Origin of the sequence: Streptomyces sp. NPDC006385 (assembly GCF_040612485.1) — a bacterium.
GTDB lineage: Bacteria > Actinomycetota > Actinomycetes > Streptomycetales > Streptomycetaceae > Streptomyces.
Genome location: NZ_JBEXQG010000082.1, coordinates 14820 through 34309 on the forward strand (window position 1 = coordinate 14820; position 19490 = coordinate 34309).

General features: G+C 73.0%; 13 protein-coding genes. 9 read left to right on the forward strand and 4 right to left on the reverse strand.

The genetic code is table 11. From position 1 onward, the window contains the following. Positions 1-84: 84 nt before the first annotated feature. Entirely contained in the window at positions 85-3006 is a 2922-nt protein-coding gene (locus ABZ078_RS38005; RefSeq protein WP_356583101.1) for a BTAD domain-containing putative transcriptional regulator, read from the reverse strand. A 631-nt stretch (positions 3007-3637) separates the two neighbouring features. Here ABZ078_RS38005 and ABZ078_RS38010 point away from each other — a divergent pair. Together ABZ078_RS38010 and ABZ078_RS38015 are read left to right on the forward strand one after the other, a co-directional pair. Further along, positions 3638-5542, forward strand: a complete 1905-nt coding sequence (locus ABZ078_RS38010; RefSeq protein ID WP_356583102.1) for a serine/threonine-protein kinase — start codon at positions 3638-3640, stop codon at positions 5540-5542. Positions 5543-5790: 248 nt separating this feature from the next. Next, complete coding sequence (locus tag ABZ078_RS38015) at positions 5791-6579, forward strand: FHA domain-containing protein (protein WP_356583103.1); 789 nt, start codon at positions 5791-5793, stop codon at positions 6577-6579. Positions 6580-6621: 42 nt separating this feature from the next. On the opposite strand, the gene ABZ078_RS38020 is transcribed toward ABZ078_RS38015, so the two are convergent. Next, a complete protein-coding gene (locus tag ABZ078_RS38020; protein WP_356583104.1) occupies positions 6622-8547 on the reverse strand; it encodes a serine/threonine-protein kinase in 1926 nt (641 codons plus the stop codon). A 227-nt stretch (positions 8548-8774) separates the two neighbouring features. Here ABZ078_RS38020 and ABZ078_RS38025 point away from each other — a divergent pair, with 227 nt between their 5' ends. The 6 genes from ABZ078_RS38025 (at position 8775) to ABZ078_RS38050 (ending at position 16295) form a co-directional block, all read left to right on the forward strand. After that, the gene (locus ABZ078_RS38025) at positions 8775-9557 is read left to right on the forward strand and encodes a polysaccharide lyase family 7 protein (protein WP_356583105.1); all 783 of its coding nucleotides are present in this window, start codon (positions 8775-8777) and stop codon (positions 9555-9557) included. Between the two features lie 78 nt (positions 9558-9635). Beyond that, entirely contained in the window at positions 9636-10718 is a 1083-nt protein-coding gene (locus tag ABZ078_RS38030; protein ID WP_356583106.1) for a protein kinase, read from the forward strand. Positions 10719-10846: 128 nt separating this feature from the next. Further along, positions 10847-12100, forward strand: a complete 1254-nt coding sequence (locus ABZ078_RS38035) for a hypothetical protein (RefSeq protein ID WP_356583107.1) — start codon at positions 10847-10849, stop codon at positions 12098-12100. Positions 12101-12105: 5 nt separating this feature from the next. Continuing rightward, positions 12106-12687: a hypothetical protein gene (locus ABZ078_RS38040; protein WP_356583108.1), complete on the forward strand. Its 582-nt coding sequence runs from the start codon at positions 12106-12108 to the stop codon at positions 12685-12687. A gap of 39 nt (positions 12688-12726) precedes the next feature. Beyond that, positions 12727-15225, forward strand: a complete 2499-nt coding sequence (locus tag ABZ078_RS38045; protein ID WP_356583109.1) for an Hsp70 family protein — start codon at positions 12727-12729, stop codon at positions 15223-15225. 23 nt (positions 15226-15248) lie between these two features. Next, entirely contained in the window at positions 15249-16295 is a 1047-nt protein-coding gene (locus ABZ078_RS38050) for a tetratricopeptide repeat protein (RefSeq protein WP_356583110.1), read from the forward strand. Here ABZ078_RS38050 and ABZ078_RS38055 read toward each other — a convergent pair. Then, complete coding sequence (locus tag ABZ078_RS38055) at positions 16282-18168, reverse strand: SpoIIE family protein phosphatase (RefSeq protein ID WP_356583111.1); 1887 nt, start codon at positions 18166-18168, stop codon at positions 16282-16284. The two genes, ABZ078_RS38050 and ABZ078_RS38055, sit on opposite strands and share 14 nt — an antisense overlap. Before the next feature lie 53 nt (positions 18169-18221). Beyond that, positions 18222-18866 (reverse strand): class I SAM-dependent methyltransferase, encoded by a 645-nt coding sequence (locus tag ABZ078_RS38060; RefSeq protein ID WP_356583113.1) that lies wholly within the window; start codon positions 18864-18866, stop codon positions 18222-18224. A gap of 249 nt (positions 18867-19115) precedes the next feature. On the opposite strand from ABZ078_RS38060, the gene ABZ078_RS38065 reads away from it, so the two are divergent. Then, positions 19116-19490, forward strand: a 375-nt coding sequence (locus ABZ078_RS38065) for an alcohol dehydrogenase catalytic domain-containing protein (protein ID WP_356583112.1), incomplete at its 3' end; no start/stop codon positions are given.

The following is a 19490-nucleotide window of genomic DNA, read 5'->3' on the forward strand; positions in this document are numbered from 1 at the left end:
TCCCGGTGGTCCCGGCGGTCCCGGCGGTTCCGGCGGTCCCGGTGGTCCCGGTGGCGCCGGCAGGTGGCGGCGGTCCCGGCGGGCTCAGCGGCCGAGGCTGTCGAGTGCGTGCCGGGTGCGCTTCTCCCAGTCGGGCATGCGCAGTTGGCGGAATGCGGTCAGCGCCGCGCCGAAGCTGCCTCGCGCGCGCTCCCGGTCGCCGAGAGCGGCGTACGCGCGGCCCCGCATGAAGGCGGTGAGTGCCTCGCCACGGTCCTCGCCGAGTTCGGAGAACACCTTTGCGGCCTGCGTCAGCGGGCCGAGCGCCGCCGCGGCCCGCTCCGGGTCCCCCGGGTACTGGGCGAGCCGTAACCGCCCGATGGTGAGGAGCGCGTACGCCTCGCCGGGGCGGTGGCGAACCCCGCGGTAGTGGGGCAGTGCCCGCTCCAGGTGGCGGGCTGCCGACCGGTACCGGCCGAGCGCGATCTCGGTGACGGCCAACGCCTGCAGGACATCGGCGAGCGCCAAAGGCTGTCCCAGTCGCTCCGCCGCCTTGAGCGCTCTCTTCAGGATCCGCTCCGCCTCGGCCTCGCGGTGCCCGCAGAAGAGAGCCGAGCCCAGACTGCGCAGCGCCAGCACCGCGCCGTGCAGGTCACCCAGTGCGCACAGCGCCGATACCGCCGCGGACGCATCGGCGCAGGCTTCCTCCGCCATGCCTCGGTCCGCGATCGCGAAACTGCAGTAGACGCGGAGGTACGCGGCCTGCCGTCGCTCGCCCAGCGCGTCCGCCTGCTCGATGGCGGACCTGAACCAGCGCAGCGCCTGCGCCGCCCGGCCACGTCCGGCGCCGGCACGGGCCAGTGAGCCCTGGGCCATGGCGATGCGTCGGCGATCGCCGTCGGCCGACGCCCGGGCGAGCACCGCCCGCGCCATGCGCTCCCAGTCGTCCCACCAGTTGCGCAGGTGGCAGATGTCGTCCAAGGCGGCGGCGAGTTGGCTCGCCCGCTCGCCGTGCCCGGAGCGCGCGGCGCTTTCCACGGTGGCCACGAGGCTGCTGCGCTCATACTCCAGCCAGGCGATCTGCGCGTCCGCTCCCGCGTGGACCAGCTTCTCGCCCGCGGCACGGACGCGTCGCAGCCAGCCGTCCAGGACGCGTGCGACCATCTCCCGCTGCCGCGCCGGGGACTCCTCTTCGGCGGCGCGTTCCGCGGCGTAGGCGCGCAGCAGATCGTGCATGCGGTACCGCGGCCGGCCCGCCGGGTCGGTGCGGTCGGCCCGTACGAGATTGGCGTGGACGAGCGTGTCGAGGATGTCGTCCACGCGGTCGTCCGGTTCCTCGTGCTCGGCCTCGCCGGACAGGAGGGCCGCGGGGGTCCAGTGCGCGAACTCGCCTATGGGGAGCAGGCCGAGGGCGCGGAACAGCCGGGCGGCGTCCGGGGCGAGCCCGTGATAGGCGGTGGCGACACAGGCGCGTACAGCGAGGTCTCCGGCGCGCAGCTCACCCAGGCGGCGCTGCTCGTCGGCCAGCCGGTCGGCCAGCCAGCGCACGGGGCGGTGCGGATGCCCGACGAGCCGGGCACCGGCCACCCTGAGCGCCAAGGGAAGGCCCGCGCAGTCGGCGAGCAGGCGCTCGGTCGCCTCGGGCTCGGTCGCGAAGCGTCGCGCGTCGGCGATGCGGTCCAGCAAGGTGCGCCCGTCGGTGTGGTCCAGCGGTTCCACGTCGAGCAGGTGGGCGCCGGGAAGGGCGGTGAGCCGCGCCCGACTGGTGATCAGGACCGCACAGCCGTCTCCCCCGGGCAGCAGCGGCCGGATCTGGGACGGGGCCAGGACGTTGTCCAGGACGACCAGCACGCGGCGGCCGGCGAGCTTCGAACGGAACAACGCGGCCCGCTGGGACTCGGCCTCGGGGATCGCCGATCCCGGCACCCCGATGCTGAGCAGCAGATCCGCGAGGACGGCGGCGGAGGTGCGACGCTCTGCGCGAGCGCCGTCCAGCTCGACATAGAGCTGCCCGTCGGGGAAGGCGTCGCGGAGCCGGTGGGCGAGGTGAGTGGCAGCGGCGGTCTTGCCCACGCCGGGCAGACCGGTCAGGATCACCGTCGGCACCGCAGTCGACGAGCCTTCGGCGCGCGACGGGGTCAACAGCGCGGCCGCGAGGGCGAGCAGCGGCTCCCGTCCCACGAAGTCCGGTATCCCGGTGGGCAACTGGCAGATCGGCCACCCGCCCGCGGACCGTGGTCCCGCGCCCCGCCGGGCGGGGGCCGGTGATGATCGGACGTCCGGGGACGGATCGCGCGCGAGCACGGCCTGGTGTGCTTGCCGGAGTTCGGCTCCTGGGTCGAGTCCGAGTTCGTCGCGGAGCGCGCGACGGGCCCGCGCGTAGGAGCGCAGTGCGTCTGCCGGCCGTCCGCAGCGATGCTGAGCGGTCATCAGCAGGACCCACAGCCGCTCGCGCAGCGGGTGCACCGCTGTCTGCGCCTGCAGTGCCGGTACCAGTTCCTCGTGCTGGCCCAGGGCCAGGCGAACTGCGGCGTAGTCCTCGAAGACGGACAGCCTGGACTCGTCCAGCCTCGACACCTCCATCTGCAGCGCGTCGTGATGCGCCAGGCCGTCGAAGGCGGCACCCCGCCACAGGTCCAGTGCGGCGCGCAGTCCTTCGGCCGCCGACCCGTGATCACCGCGCGCCATGGCCGCCCGGCCGCGCGCCACCAGCTCGTGGAATGACTGCAGATCCAGCTCGCCCTGCTGAACCCGCAGGAGGTACCCCTGATGGCCGGGGCTGAGCCGGTCACCCTCCGACGCCGCGTTGAGTGTCCGGCGCAGCCGAGCCGCGTAACTGCGGACGTTCGCGTGAGCGGAGGCCGGTGGATTCCCGGCCCACAGCAAGTCGCAGAGCCGGTCCATGGTGACGGGGGTGTTCGCGCTCACCAGGAGGGCTGCCAGGATGGTGCGCGGCTTGGGCCCGCCGAGCGGGATCGTCCCGTTGACGCCGATGGCTTCGACGCGTCCCAGTGTTCTGAATTCCACACGGCGCAACTCCACTGCGACAACCCTTCCGTCCCTGTCGGGGGAGCATTTCCCGCGGGGATGGGCCTGTCGCCGCGACGGAGCACTCAGTCCGACGAACGATGTGATCACGGCGCGGTGTGCCCGCCCTTCCGATCGCCGCGCGAGGGCGCCCGCTGCTTCCCGGGCAGCACTGCGGACTGCCGCAACAGGGTGGAGAAGGAACAGGTGCCGTCCGCGCACGCCGCGTACCGCGTGCCGTCGGAGGCGGTCGGCGTGGGCGGCGTGGTCGGCGTGGGCGGCGTGGGAGTGGTGGGCGTGGTGCGGGCGGGACAGGGGCGGCGGGGTCGTTCACCGGGACTCCAGGGCGTCGGGATCGGGGGGCACCGGAGCGGGCCTTGTCTACCGCCGGGCTCCCGGGCTGCCGGGCTCGCACCCGCCATGCCGAACGCAGCGCCCGACGAGGTCGGGGGACTTGCCCCGACGGCCGTCGCCCTGGGCACGGCCCCGCTGCTCGGCGCCGGGTGTCCGACGCCGCGGCGGCACGCCCGGTTCGGGAGGGCTCCCGAAGCGGTCGGGTGAGCATGGGGGCGGCGACCGCCGGGGACTTGCGGCGGCCGGTCAGGAAGCGCGGCCGAAGAAGGGGGCGTTGGTGGCACGGGAGGAACGGGTCATCGCCGGGCGGTACCGGCTGCGGCAGCGGCTGGGGTCCGGCGGCGGGGGCGACGTCTGGCTGGCCGACGACGAGGAACTCCGGGTCCAGGTCGCGGTCAAGGAGATCGACGTACCCCAGGAGCCGGACGCGGCCGGCGGCGACCCCGCCGCGCGCGGACGCAAGGAGGCCCTGAAGGCGGCGCAGTTGCGCGAGCACCCCAACGTGATCACGGTGTACGACGTCGTGGAGGACGACGGCCGTCCGTGGATCGTGATGGAGTACCTGCCGGGCACCCGGGACCTGCGCGCCGTGGTGAAGGAACGCGCGTCGCTGCCGAGCGACGAGGTGGCCAGGATCGGGGCGGCCGCCCTCGACGCCCTTCGCGCCGGGCACCGGATCGGCATCATCCACCGGGACGTGAAGCCCTCCAACATCCTGCTGGCCCCGGACCATTCCGGCGCCGCCGATCGCCGGGTCCTGCTCACGGACTACGGCATCTCGCTGTGGCCCCGCGAGACTCGGGTCACCCAGAGCGGCATGGTGGTCGGCACGCCCGGCTTCCTGGCGCCGGAGCGGCTGTCCGGCGGCGAGGCGACGCCCGCGACCGACCTGTTCTCCCTCGGCGTCACGCTGTACTTCGCCGTCGAGGGCACCTCCCCGTTCGAACGGGACACGCTCGACGCCTCCCTCATGGCGGCGCTGACCACGGAGCCGGACGTGCCGCGGCGGGCGAGCGATCCGCTCAGCCGTGTGATCATGGGGCTGCTGGCCAAGGACCCGGCGGACCGGATGCAGGCGGGGCAGGCGCGCGAACTGCTCGCCGAGGCCATGCGAGCCCAGGCCCCGACCGACGCAGGCGCTCCCGGCAGCACGACCGACGCAGGCGCTCCCAGCACCACGACCGACTCAAGTGATCTCGGCACCACGACCGGCGCAGGCCCTCTCGGCACCACGACGGAGCACGCCTCTTCCCGGGCCGCCGCCGTCAAGCAGCGCCTCGCCCGCGCCCGGCGCACCTCGGGCGCCGCCCACCGGACTCGGGGCCGCCGGACGCCCCTGCTGCTGGCGCTCGCCGCCGTGCTGGTCGGGGGCGGCGGCTTCGCGTTGGGCGCCGCCACGTACCAGGACGGTCGGGACGAGGTGAAGGAACCGCGGGTCGGTACGAAGGTGGCCGCGACTCCCTCTCCGACCGTGACGCGCGGCGCGTACCCGTACGGCAGGCAGGCCGGATTGCGCGAGGGGTTGGTGCCGGGGCAGTGCGTCGACGCCGACTGGAAGGGCGGGGCGTTCGAGGGGCGGCCCGCGGTGAAGCTCGTCGACTGTTACGACGACGATCCCGAGGGCCAGGTCATCGCGACCGTGGCGGCGTCCGGCGCGGAGGCGGTGCGGGACGAATGCGCCCGGCGCACGGCGGAGTTGCGCAAGTCCATGGCCGACCCGGTGCTGCACGTCCTCACGCCCGAGCCGGGGCAGAGCGAACCGCCGGCCTCGGCCTGCCTGATCTTCCTGAGGAACGCCACCCTCGGCGGCCCGGTCGGCGACTTCCGCCGCTTCGGCGACGAGGTGTACATCACGCAGCTCGGCCCGGGGGACTGCATCAACGTCAAGGAGGACGAGGACGGCTCGTACACCAAGACCCTGGTCAGCTGCGAGAAGCCGCACGACGAGCAGGTGGTCGGCTGGACCCGGGCCTCGGGCGACAGCTCGGCGGACAGTGTGGACACCGGAGGGCTGTGCGAGGAGAAGTACGGCGTCAACTGGGCCCGCGGTGAGGGGCACGAGATCTGGGGCTGGTACTCCTCGGACGAGGAATGGGACGCTGGCTTCCGCGAGGTGCTGTGCAGCGTGGGCCGCGAGGACGGTGGGAAGCTTCCGGGGGGAGCGTTGAAGTCGGCGTACTGACTCGCCCGGTGCCGACTTCGTGAGCGGCCGCCAGTCTTGGGGAGGGGTCCCGTAACGGGTGCGGACACTGGTCAGTACGTCGTACGTCCACCGGGACGTACTCGAACCGAGCAGCCCCCGAACCGAGCAGCCCCCGAACCGAGCAGCCCTCGAACCGAGCAGCCCTCGAACCGAGCAGCCCTCGACCAGGGCAGCCCTCGACCAGGGCAGCCCTCGAACCCGCACGTCAGGAAACAAGGAGACCAGTGATGTCCCTCTCGGCCAGCCTCGCGCGTGGTGTCGCGCCCGCCGCGCCCGGCACCCTGCACGCCCGCACCGTCATCGGCGAGCTCAGCGCACCGCCCCACCCGGGGACGACGGTCCGTTTCGGGCGCGGCGAGAAGCCGGACGTGGATCTGGGGGTCGGCGTGGACGACCTGAGGGTGAGCCGACGACACGGAGAGCTGACATACCGTCAGGGGATGTGGTGGCTGCGCAACACCGGGCAGCAGCTCGTGCGGCTGCCCCGCGGCCGGATGATGCACCTCACCACCGAGCCGATCCCGCTCGCCACCGGCTACACCCCGCTGTTCGTGAAGGGCTCCGGATACCGTGAGCACCTGGTCGAGCTGTACGTGGCCGGCCACGACGACCAAGGGCCCGTCTCGCGGCGGCGCGCGGAGACCGTCCGCCCGGAGACCTGGGCGCTCGACGACGACGAACGGCTGCTGCTGGTCGTCCTCGGCCAGCGGTACCTGCTGTACGAGGAGGACCCGCGCCCCCTGACGTACGCCATGGCAGCCAAGCAGCTCGGCTACCTGCGCCCGGACGGCCACTGGAACGAGCGCAAGATCGAGTACCGGATCGAGGCCGTGCGCCGCCGTCTGGACCGCACCGGCTTCCGGTACCCGCTGATGCACGACAAGTCCCAGGGCCGGCCCGGCGACAACGGTCTGCTGCACAACCTGATCAAGGGGCTGGTGGAGTCGACGACGCTCGTACCGCCGGACCTGGAGCTGATGGAGGACGACGACACCTGGCCCGACTCCGCGCCCTGAGGCCGCCGAGACGGCGCCGACATCCCTTGACCCGGTGCGCTGTCATCGCGCGCGGAGTTCCGAGGCGGCGGAGGCGGCGAGGTCCTCGGCCATCCCGCAGAGCCTGTCCACGGGCTGCTGCCCACCGACGTCCAGGCGCACCATCTCGGCCGCGGTCTCGGCATTGCGGCCGCTGTACCTGCGGTACTCGACGAAGGCCGTGCAGGCGTCCCCGTCGTCGCCCGGTTCGACGACCGTTCGGTATCCGCTGAGCCTGAGGGACCTGCCGTCCGCCGCGGACTTGGGCTGATCGCGGAAGAATCCCACCTCCGCGTCCAGTTCGTCGACGTCGCTCGACCACTCGCAGCTCCAGTTCGCGACCCCGACGTCCGGCACGTCGACCTTGAGGCCGGGCACGGCGGACAGCGCCTTGGTGTCGAGCAGTTCACAGGCGTTCGCCCAGGCCAGCGACGCGCGCGGGTAGGGCGGCGAACGGCGGGGGAGCGGACCCCGGTCGAGGACCTCGGCCGCGCTGCCGGCGGCCTTGTCGGCGACCGTGCACAGGGTCGCGGTGCCGCCGACCACGGAACCCTTGCCCATGTTGACGCGGACCCCGACCAGGGTGTCTCCGGAGTCGCCGTCGGACGTCAGCAGCAGCGTGCACTCGTCGTTCTCGGCCTGTTCCTCCCGGATGCCGATCCTCCCGACGGTGCGGGAGGGCTCCGACCCCTCCGGCGGCGAACCCCGAAGGAGGCGGATCGACACGTCGATGCGGGTCTTGTCGTCGACCGCCACGAGCACGTCGCAGCGGTCGAAGTTCCCGTAGTCCACGTCCACTTCACCCTTGCCGAACGTGCCCAGAGCGGCGGGGTCGGCCAGGGCGCACACGTCGGCCGTGCGCGGATCACCGATCAGGGCCGCCCGCGGTTCGCCGCCCGAGGCGTCCTCCTCCAGTCGGCTCTGTCCGGGCCCGGCAGCCGCCTTCCCGCCGTCGCCGTGGTCGGGCAGGACGACGAGCCCCAGAGCCAGTACGGCGGCCAGGCCGGCGGCGGCCGCGATCAGCGGACGGCGCCACCGTCGCCGCCCGGCGGCGCTGGTGGTGGCCGTGTCCCGAGGGGGCTCCGCCCCGGACCCGGCGACGGCCTCCAGCAGCCGCTTGACCTCGGCGGCGTCGGGGCGCTGCTGGGGATCGCGCCGCAGCATGGCGGTGAGCACGGGGTACAGCGGTCCCACGGCGGCCGCGTCGATCTCGACGACGCCCTGTTCGGCCTTCCAGTAACGCAGGCGCTCGGCGTCCTCCGCGTCGTCCCCCACCTGCCCGGGAGCGGCGTGGCCCCGCGCTGTCTCGCCGCGCGGCGGCGCACCGGTGACCAGCGCGTAGAGGGTCGCCGCGAGGCAGAACACGTCCGACGCCGGCCGGGGGACGTTGCCCCGCGCCAGCTCGGGGGCGGCGTAGTCCGGGGTGAAGCTGAACGGGCCGTTGACCGTGATGGTCTCGGCGCCGCCGATCCGGTAAGCGGCACCGAAGTCCAGTAACTTCGCGGTCCCTTGCCGGGTGAGGCCGATGTTGGCGGGCTTGACGTCGCAGTGGACGATGCCCGCCTCGTGCAGGGCGGCCAGCGCGTCGGCGAGCTGGGCACCGATACGGGCCGCCCGCGCGGGAGAGACCGGAGGCTGCCGGTCCAGGCCGCCACCGGGCACGTACTCCATGACGAACCAGTACGTCTTGCACCCCGCCCCGCCCGGCGGCTCGGTCACGACGTCGAACAGGGTCACGACGTGGGGGTGGTCGCGGAACTTGGCCATGGCACGCGGCTCGCCCAGCAGCCGCCGCACGGCGGTCTCGCCCTCGCCGTCCGTCCGCTCGGGTTTCAGCGCGACGTCCTGGCCCACCACCTTGTCGTGGGCCAGCCACACATCGCCGCCGCGCCCCGCTCCGATGACCTCCTTGAGGACATAGCGGTCGGCGAACTCGTCCCCGGAACGCACGGATCTTCCCCCTTGGTCGAGTCGGAACGTACACGGCCACAGCCGCACGCACGGGTCGAACCTACTGCGTAGGGCAGCCCGTACGCAGGGTCTACCCAGAGCCTTCATCAGTCGCACGCATAGTGACATCCGGTCCGGACGCGGGCGGCTCCGGGACCGGTCCCGACAACCACGCCTACGGTACGCATCGGCCAGAGCGAACACCCCCGACGGAGAGGAAGACCACCATGCCGAGCACGAGGACCTGTCTGCTTGCGGGCGTCACCGCGGCGGTCTCGACCGTGGCACTCGCGCTGTCCGCCCACGCGGACTCCCCGGCCCCGCACGAGCCGGCGGCCGACCGGTGCGCGTACCCCTCCGACGTCCTCGATCTGACGAACTGGAAGCTGACCCTGCCCACCGGCGACGACGAGGACCCCACCGAGATCACCCAGCCCGAACTGGCGACCTTCTCGGCCGCCCCCTGGTTCCGGATCGAGGCCGGCTGCGACGCGGTCCGGTTCCGGGCGGCCGTCAACGGCGTGACGACGAGCGGGTCCAGCTACCCGCGCGCCGAACTGCGGGAGATGACCGACGGCGGCGAGGACGAAGCCGCCTGGTCCACCACGGACGGCACCCACACCCTCGTGGTCAGGGAGGCGTTCACCGCACTGCCCGAGGAGCGGCCGTATCTGGTCGGCGCCCAGGTGCACGGCGGGGACGACGACGTCACCGTCTTCCGCCTCGAAGGCAGCAAGCTCTACATCACCGACGGCGACGACCGCCACCATCACCTCGTCACCGACGACTACGAGCTGGGCACCGAGTTCGAGGCCAAGTTCGTGGCCGAGGACGGGGAGATCGACGTCTACTACAACGGCCGCCGGCAGACCACGATCTCCCACGACGGCGACACCAACTACTTCAAGGCGGGCGCCTACACGCAGGCCAACTGCGACAACTCCGAGCCGTGCGACGACGACAACCACGGCGAGGTCCGCATCTCCCGCATCAAGGTCACCCACTCCTGACCGGCGGACGACTCCGGGAGGGGTCCCGGGACGCGCGTGCCACGGTGACGGTGACCTCGGATGCGGAAGGGGCGGCGGATGACGGGGGACACGACGGGCGTGGCGGGGACCCTGCTGACCCGTGGGCAGCGGATCAACTCCGCGCTCGTCGTGGACCGCAGGCTCGGGGAGGGCGCCTTCGCCGAGGTGTACCGGGTACGCCACCACATCCTCGGCTGGCAGGCGCTGAAACTCTTCAAGCACGTGGCCTCGCTGGAGGCGACGTCCAGGCTGTTCGACGAGGCCCGCATCCTCTCCACCCTCGGACACCCCAACATCATCCGGGTGTTCGACGCGGGCACCGTGCAGACCTCCGAGGGGGTGCGCGGCTACATCACCATGGAGTACGTGGCGGGCGGCAGCCTGGAACGGCTGGTCGCCTCCCACTCCGGCGCGGTGCCGGTCGGCGAGGCCACGGCCGTGCTGCGGCAGGCGGCCGAGGGACTGGCCGTCGCCCATGAGCGGCAGCACCCCATCGTGCACCGCGACCTGTCGCTGGCCAACGTGCTCATCACCTACGACGAGTCCGGGCTGCGGGTGAAGGTGAGCGACTTCGGTCTCGCCAAGGAGACCGACCCGGGCACCAGGGCGGCCAGCGCCCAGGGGACGGTCGCCTACATGCCGCCGGAAGTGCTGCGCCGCGGCACCGGCTACTCCTGCGCGGGCGACGTCTGGGCACTGGGCACCATCGCGTACTTCCTGCTCACCGACCACTTCCCCTACGACGGCGGCGATCCGGTGCAGTCCTTCTCGCTGGAGCGGTTCACCCGCCCGCTGCCGCCACCGAGCGCCTTCAACGACGACGTGGCACCGGAACTGGACCGCCTGGTCACGGACATGCTGCGCACCGACCCGTCCGACCGGCCGGCCACGGCCCGCGAGGTCGCCGAACGGGCCGAGGCGCTGCGGTCCCCGGGCGGGGCGCGACCGGCACGGCACGGACCGGCGGCCGTGGAGCGGTCCGTCGAGGAGCTGGTCCGGGCGGCCATCGAGCTCTCCCGGACGCCGGGACGCCTCGCGGAGGCCGCGAACCAGCTGGAGGAGGCCGTCAGCCGCCATCCCAGGCTCCGGGAACGGCACTTGGCGCGGCTGATGACATGGCGCCGGGGGGTGGTCCTGTGACCGGCCCGACGCGCGGGCGACGGACGTATGGACAGCGGACGCGCGAGCAACGGACCTAGGAGCAACGGACCTACGAGTAACGGACCTACGAGCAGCGGGCGTACGGACAGCGGACGTATGGAGAGCGGATGGACAGGACGACTGCGGACGGCCGGGCGAGCGAGACGTCCGCCGCCCGACGCGGCACCGGGACGCTGTCCCGCTTCACGGATCTGGCCGGGGTGCGGCTGTACCGTCGCAACGTCTTCGCCGTCACCGGACTGCCGGCCGACGCGCGCGGGCGTGCCGTACGGGCGCACAGGCAGCGGCTGGAGGCTCGGCTGGAGGTCGAGGAGACCTGGCCGGGGGACGCCGACCTGCCCCTGGTGGGAGGGCACCGCAAGGAGGAGGTCCGCAGCGCGTTCGAGGAGTTCCAGGATCCACGGCGACGCCTGGTGGACGAGCTGCTGTGGCGGTGGGGGGACACGGACTTCGGGTGCGGCTGCCCCGGACCGGTGCACGCGGGCCACGACGAGGCGGTGCGCTGCCACGCCCTGGTGCTGGAGGTGGAGACCGGACGCGTCGAGGCCACCACGGAGGAACGGGACAGGCTCTGGTCCGGCACGGCGGCGCACTGGGCGGAGCTGCTGGAACGCCCCGAGTTCCGGCAGCACATCGCCCACCGCATCAGGACACTCGACGACCCGAGGCTCGGCGCGCACACGGCGGACGACTTCCTGGCCGGGCTTCCCCGGCTGCTCGTGTCGCCCTTCGGGGAACTCGCCGCCGCCCCCGGTCTCAGGGCGCGGCTGGCCCGGGTGTGCGCCGGCTGGGCGGAGCACGCGCCCTTCGCGCAGCTCCTCCCCGAGGTGTTCGAGGACATGGTGGAGGAGGCGATGGACAGGATCGACGAGGGGGTGCTGTCCGCGAAGGACCGGAAGAACGCCGGCCAGTACGAGGACGCGGTCGCGATCCTGCGGGAGCAGGTCCTGCCCCGGTTCGACGAGCTCGAACCACTGCGGGCGTTCGTCCCGGAATGGCGGTACGAGGAGACGGCGCACGTGGTCGCCGTAGCCCTGAACAACCTGGCGGTGGCGCTCCCCGGCCACCAGAGCGCGCGGTCGACCGCGTGGAAGCGGCAGACCATGCTCGAACTCGTCGAGCGGGCCTACGAGATCGCCCCTGAGCGGGACGCGGACGACATCAAGGCCAACTGGGACGCCATCCAGGACCAGTTGGCGGGTTCCGAGCGTCCGGGGGCCGCCAGGCCGTTCCCCTGGAAGAAGACCTTCATCGGCCTCGGCGTCGCCGCCCTCGTCCTCCTCACGGTCGGGTACTTCTTCGGCCCCGCTGTCGCGGTCGGGGTGGCCTTCGCCCTCCTCTACATGGCGGTCGGGGGGTGAGAGGCATGACGCGGAAGGACAAGGAGAAGGAGAAGGAGAAGGAGCAGGAGACGGCCTCCCGTGTCCGCCGCCGAGCACGCGAAGTGCGCGCCGCGCTCGGCCAGTTGAGGCATCCGCCCGAGTTCCGCATCCCCCGCCCGCTGCTGGAGCCGGTCCAGGCCGACTGGGCCGCGACCGTGCTCGCCGAGGCCGAGGCCGCCGAGGCGCTCGCCGAGCGGGCCCGCACCCCGGAGGGCGCCGGGACCGACACGCTGCTCAGGGCCGCCATCGGTATCTGGCGTGCCCTGCGCAAGCTCGACCAGGGAACCGGCCCGCTCTCGGCGGCCGACCTGCGGCAGGTGCGCCGACAGGTCCACGCGAGCCGTCAGGCGCTCGCCGACGACGGGCTGGAGATCCAGGAGCACGACGGCATGCCGTTCGACTCCGGCCAGTCGCTGGAGGCCCTGGTGATCCAGGACGAGCCGGGACTGGACCGGGAGGTCGTCCTGGAGACGGTACGGCCGTCGGTCTACTTCCGCGGCGAACGGATCCAGATGGGCCAGGTCATCGTCGGCAGGCCCGCCCCCGAGCAGACGCCCGACACGTGAACCACCGACGACACGTGAACCACCGAGGAGTGCACGCCCATGCGCGAGACCATCGACTTCGGAATCGACCTCGGCACCACCAACAGCGCCATCGCGGTGGCCGAGGACGACGGCGTACGCGTCATCAAGAACAACGACGGCTGGGACTGCACGCCCTCCGCCGTGTGGATCCCCAAGGAGGGGGTGATCCACGTGGGCAGGCGGGCCCGGGAGCGCACGGAGAACGATCCGGACAACGCCTACGCCGAGTTCAAGCTGGAGATGGGCGCGGCGGGCGCCCAGCGCCTCTTCCGGCGCGCGGGCACCACGCTCACGCCCGAGGAGCTCTCCGCCGAGGTGCTCAAGTCCCTGCGCCAGGACGCCGCGCACGAGTTCGGGTCCCCGCCGGAGGCCGCCGTGATCACCGTCCCGGCCTCCTTCGCCCTGCACCAGAACAACGCCACCGGCTCGGCCGCGGCCCTCGCCGGGCTCGGCGAGCACTGCCCCCTGGTGCAGGAGCCGACCGCCGCCGCGATCGCCTACGGCGTGCAGGACGCCTCCGACGCCGCCCACTGGATGGTGTTCGACCTGGGCGGCGGCACCTTCGACGCGGCCCTGATGAGCAAGCGCGACGGCGAGCTGCAACTCCTCCAGCACGCGGGCGACCCCTACCTCGGCGGCAAGCTCATCGACTGGGCCCTGGTCGACGACCTGCTGGCCCCCGCGGTCCGGCGTGACCTCGGCCTGCCGGACTTCACCCGCGACAACCCGCACTGGCGCAGGAACTTCGCCAAGCTGAAGCTGGAGGCGGAGAACGCCAAGATCGCGCTGTCCCGCACGGCCTCGGTCGAGGTCTCCGTCGACCTGGACGACGGCAACGGCGGCATCGAACCCTTCGAGTACGTCCTGACCCGCGGCGCCCTCGACGACCTGGCGCTGCCGTTCTACACCCGTGCCATCCGGCTCTGCCGCGACGCGCTCGCGGAGAGCTCCCTGCGCCCCGACCACATCGACCGGCTGCTCCTCGTCGGCGGCGCGACCCTCAGCCCCGGACTGCGCGAACTGCTCGCCGACCCGGTCGAAGGGCCCGGCATCCCCCTCGACCACAGCCAGGACCCCACCACGGTGGTCGCGCGCGGAGCCGCCGTGTTCGCCCGCACCATCCGGCTGCCGAAGAAGCCGCAGAAGGCCGCGCCCGGCGAGTTCGCGATCGAACTCCACTACCCGGCGCAGTCCGTCGACACCACGGGCATCCCGGTCTCCGGCAAGGTGAGCAGCGGTACCGCGGTGGACTGGACCAGGTTCACCGTCACCCTCAGCAATCCCGACGGCAGGCCGCCGTTCCGCGGCCCGCGCACCGAACTCGGCCCGGACGGCACCTTCTACACCGAGGTCGCCATCGACGCCGACACCAGGTCCCGCTTCACGGTGGAGCTCGCCGACACCTCCGGCACCCGGCGGAAACTGGCGGGCGACACCTTCTCCATCAGCCACGCGGCCGTCGTCCCCGGCGACGCGGTGCTCACCGGCACCCTCGGCATCGGCAAGGCCGACGGCACCTTCGACCCGCTGCTCCGCAAGGGCACCACGCTGCCGGCCCAGGTGACCAAGCCCTACCGGACGACCATCCCGCTGCACCGGTCCCAGCCGGACGCCGTCATCCGCATCCCGTTGCTGGAGGGCGAGCGCAGGCGTGCCGACCGCAACACCCGGGTCGGTCTGATCGAGATCCGCCCGCGTGACATCCGTATCGACCTGCCCGCCCAGAGCGAGGTCGAGGTGACCTTCGAGATCGAGGCGAGCAGCCGGGAGGTCCTCGTCACCGCCGACCTCCCCCTGCTTGAGCAGCAGTTCGAGGCGACGATCAACCGCTCCGAGCTGCTGGCTCCCGAGCACGGCGAGCTCGTGGACCGCCTGCACGACCTGGAGCAGCGGGTACGCCTGCTGCGGGACCAGGCCGACGACGTGTTCTCGGACCGGGCGCGGGCGCAACTGGAGGACCTCTCCGAGCAGAAGACCATCGTCCAGCTCCGCAAGGAGGTGGACGCCGCGGCCGTCGACACGGGCGCCGCCGTCACCAGCGATCGCCGCATCCGCGATGTGGAGGCGCAGCTCGACGACATCGAGGAGGCGATCGAGATCCCCGGACTGCAACGCGAGCTGTGGGATCTGCTCAGCTCCTGCGAGGACGTCGTCGAACAGGTCGGGGGCGGGCCCTCGGACCGGCGGGAGCTGCAGAACATGCGCGACCGCGCCGGCTCGCTCGGCGACGACGCCACTCCCGCGGACCTGCGGCGGCTGATCAAGCGGGCCGGGGAGTTCCACGTCGAGTTGCTGCGCCGCACCGACCAGTGGGAGTACGTGGTCTTCCACGCGCTGGTCGAACTGCGCGACGAGATGTTCTCCCGCGCCCAGGCGGACGCCGCGATCCTGGAAGGCCGCCGCGCCGTCGCCGCCGGGGACCGCCGCGCCCTCGCCGGGGCCAACGAGCGGCTGCGCCGACTGCTGCCACCGGGAACCGCGGATGAGGCCGAGCGGAAGTCCGGCGGAATCAACTAGACGGCGGAACAGAGGAGTTGACGGTGCCCACATCCCGAATCCCGACGGACGGCACAACGCCGGGCGATACGGAATCCAGCGGTGCGGGATTCAGCGGTGCGGGACCCAGCGGTCCTGCGGGCGGCGGAGCGGAACCCGGCAGCGCGGGCTCCGGGGGTACGGCGCCCGCCGCCCTCGCGCTCCGGGTCGCGGTGCTCGTCTCACGTGCCCGGACGGCCGCCCGCTGCGGTGACCTGGACGGTGCCCTGCGGCTGCTGCGCGACGCCGGTCCCGACGCGGCCGGCCACCCGGACGTCCTCGACCTGCTCGCCCGCGTCCACGCCCAGCGAGGGGAGCCGGACCAGGCGGCGGAGTGCTGGCGCGGCGTCCAGGAGCGGCACCCTCGGGACCCGGCCGCGGCGGCCGGGCTGGCCCGGATCGACCGGCTCGGCCGCCCCGGTCCACGAGCGGCGCTCGCCCGGCACCGCGCCCGTACGGCACTCGCCGCCGCGGTCTGCGCGGTGGCCGCGATCACGGCCTGCACGGTCGTCCTCACCGACGGCGCCGACGGACAGCCGGCACGGCCGGGTCCGTCGCGGGCCGACCGGGCGGAGCAGCTTGCCCGACGCCTCGACGCCGAGCGCAGGGCGGAGCAGGCACGGGAGCGGGAGCGTGCGACGGCCCGCCGCACACAGGCGGCCACGGCGCTGGCCGGCGCGCTGCGGGCACCGGGCATACACCCGGCGGTACACGCAGGCTCCGTGGAGGTCGTCTTCACCGACGGGATCTTCTCGCAAGGCGCTGAGCTGACCCCGGCCGGGGCGGACCGCCTCGCCGTCCTCGGCGGACGCCTGGCGGGGCGGAAGGCAGGCGTCGAGATCCACGGCCACACCGCCACCGTGCCCGGCGCCCCGAGCAGCGGCGGATCCGTCCTGTCGCTCTGGCGCGCGCTCATCGCCGCCCGGGAGCTGAGCACCGCGAGCGGCAAGCCCCTCACCGCCTTCACCACGGCCAGCGGGGACCAGCGCGACGCGCCGTACGCGAGCGCCGCGCGGAACCGGACCGTCACCGTGATCGTCACGCCCGGATAGCGCCCCCTCGGTGAGAGTCCAGGTCGGCGGGCAGCGGCTGCTCGAACCAGACCACCTTGCCGGTGCTCACCCGCGTCGCACCCCAGCTCCCCGCCAGCTGATCGACCAGGAACAGCCCCCGGCCGCCCTCGTCGCTCAGCCGGGCGTGCCGCATCCTCGGGATCATCGGCGAGTCGTCCTCCACCTCGCAGCGCAGGACGTCCGTGCACAGCAGCCGCAGGGTGATCGGCCGGGAGGCGAAGCGTACGGCGTTCGCCACCACCTCGCTGACCAGGAGCTCGGTGGACTCCACCAGGGAGTCGAGGCCCCAGTCGCGCAGGGTCCTGCGGGTGAGCCGACGGGCCTGCCGCGCGGTCTGCGGGCGCGGGGCCATGTACCAGTACGCGACGGTCTCCGGCAGGATGCCCTCGAACCGGGCGGCGAGCAGTGCGACGTCGTCGTCCCGGTCGCTCGCGCCCAGCATGCCGAGCGCCTGGTCGCACAACTCCTCCAGGCCCGTGGGCGCCGCTCCCGAGGCGGCCTCCCGCAGTCGGGTGCGCAGCCGCTCCACGCCGGCCAGCACGTCGGAGTCGCGGGACTCGACCAGGCCGTCGGTGTAGAGCACCAGGGTCGCCCCGGCCGGGGCGTGCAGTTCGGTGGACTCGAAGCCTCCGCCGCCGCCGACGCCGATCGGCGCTCCGGGCGGGACCCGCAGGACCTCCGTGCCGCCGTCGGGGTGCAGGAGCACCGGCGGCAGGTGACCGGCGTTGGACACCAGCAAGCGGTGCCGCACGGGGTCGTACATGGCGTACAGGCAGGTCGCCGTGTGCTCGCTGCCCAGCCGTTCCGCCTGCTCGTCGAGGTGGTGCATGATCTCGTCCGGTGGCAGATCCAGACCGGCCAGGGTCTGCACGATGGTGCGCAGCTGGCCCATGATCGCCGCCGACGTCATGGAGTGGCCCATCACGTCGCCGATGACCAGGGCTACGCGGTTGCCGGGCAGCGGGATCGCGTCGTACCAGTCGCCGCCGACCTGCGCGGTCCGCGAGGCCGGCAGGTACCGGCTGGCCAGCACGACGCCGGCCGGCTCGGGCAGCGACGGCGGGAGCATCGTGCGCTGGAGCGCGTCCGCGACGGTCGCCTCGCGCGCGAACACGACCGACTTGTCGATGCCGAGCGCGGTGTGCGTGGCGAGTTGCGAGGCGACGAGCAGGTCGTCCCCGGTGAAGTCCGGTCGGTCGGGTCCGCGGATGAGGACGACGCTGCCCAGGACGTGGTTGCGGCCGTGCAGCGGAGCGATGATCAGGCGTCGTCCGGGCGGCACCGTGCGGGCAGCGCGCGCCGCCCCCAGCACCTCGGCCGCCGCGGCGGCGTTGCCCGGCGTGTCCGCGAACACCGGCCGCCCGGCCCGGAGCAGCTCGGCGAGCGGACCCGTGGCGGCGGGGCGTACGACCTCCGCCGCCTCCACCGTGCCGGCGGCCGGTGCGGCCGGCCCGGGCCCGCAGGTGGCCGCCCGTCGCAGCGGGGCGTGGTCCGTGGCGTGCAGCCGCAGGACGCCGGGAGCGGCGTCGGTCTCGTCGCCGGCCGGAAGCGGGGCGTACAGGTGGACGAACGCCGTGTCGGCGAAGGCCGGGACGGCCGCCCGGCACAGCTCGTGCAGGGTTTCGTCGAGACTCATGCCCCGGGCGATCCGCCGGGTCGCCGTGTCGAGGTAGCGGAGCCTGTCGGTCTGCGGTTCGGCGACGTCCGTCCCGTCGTCCTTCGGGTGCCCGGCGCGGGCTTCCGAGGCCGGCGGGCGCCTCGCCGCGGCACGGCGCGAGGGGGCGGCGGGTCCGCGCGCACCGGACGCAGGCCCGCCGGTGCCCTGCTCGGCTCCGAGGTGCTGCTTCGTCACGCGGGTCCCTCCGGCACTGCGGGCCCACCCAGCGGCGGGCGGATCGGGAGTCGTCAGGTGTGCCGTCGGCAGCGCAGGAAGACCTGCACTTCGGGCGGCACGTCCACGGTCGCCGGGGCGTACGTGTACGACGACTCCTCGACGATCTCGAAACCGGCCGCCTCGACGACCTCGCGCAGCTCGTCCCTCAGATAGCCGGACACACGGATGGTGCTTCCGATGAACGGGATCGAGAAGTCGTCCACGTCGGCCTCCACCATCGACAGCGCGAACAGACCGCCCGGGGGCAGCAGGTCGTGGATGGTCCGCAGCGCCAGCGGGATCTCGGCGCGCGGCAGCATGAGCAGGGAGAAGAAGGCCGCCACCGCGTCGAAGCGCCCCAGGTCCCAGGAGCCACCGGGCTGGAGATCCGCGATGTCCGCCTGGTGGAAGACCCCGGCGGGCACGTGCTCGCGGGCGAGCGCCACCATCGCGCTCGACAGGTCCACACCGACGACCTGGAAACCCGCCTCCGCCAACTGGAGCGCGGTCGGCATCCCGGTGCCGCACCCCAGGTCCAGCACCCGCGACCCGGCCGGCAGGGACCTGATGAGCCAGTCGGCGGCCGCGACCTGCCCCTCCTTGTGCGGGAAGGCCTCGTCGTAGCGGTCTCCGATGGCGTCGAAGGCCTCGGCCTGGCCGGTGCGGTCCAGCCGCATCCTCTGGTAGCCGGCTTTGTCGCCAGGACTGCTCACGGGTATCTCCTTCGCAATCTCATGGGCATTTTTTCACAGTTGTCCCCACTCGGCGGTCGGCGCGCACGAGTGACCGAGCGCCGCCGGGGCGCGGTGCGCGTCGACTCCTTGACCCGCGCTCGGCGCTCCACGATGCTGTGTTGCGGCACATGAGATGCGTGCCGTATTGAGCAACATCTGCCTCACAGGTCCCGCACCAGCCGAGGAGTGGTCATGACTCACCAGGTCCGTGCTGTCGTCGCGCAGGGCAAGGGCGCCCCCGTCAGCCTGGAAACGATCGTCGTGCCCGATCCCGGTCCGGGTGAGGCGCTGGTGAAGATCAAGGCGTGCGGGGTCTGCCACACCGATCTGCACTACAAACAGGGTGGCATCAGCGACGACTTCCCGTTCCTGCTCGGCCACGAGGCCGCGGGAGTGGTGGAGTCGGTGGGGGAGGGGGTCACCGACGTGGCTCCCGGTGACTTCGTGGTCCTCAACTGGCGTGCGGTGTGCGGCCAGTGCCGGGCGTGTCTGCGGGGCCGGCCCTGGTACTGCTTCGACACCCACAACGCCAAGCGGAAGATGACCCTGGCCTCGACCGGGCAGGAG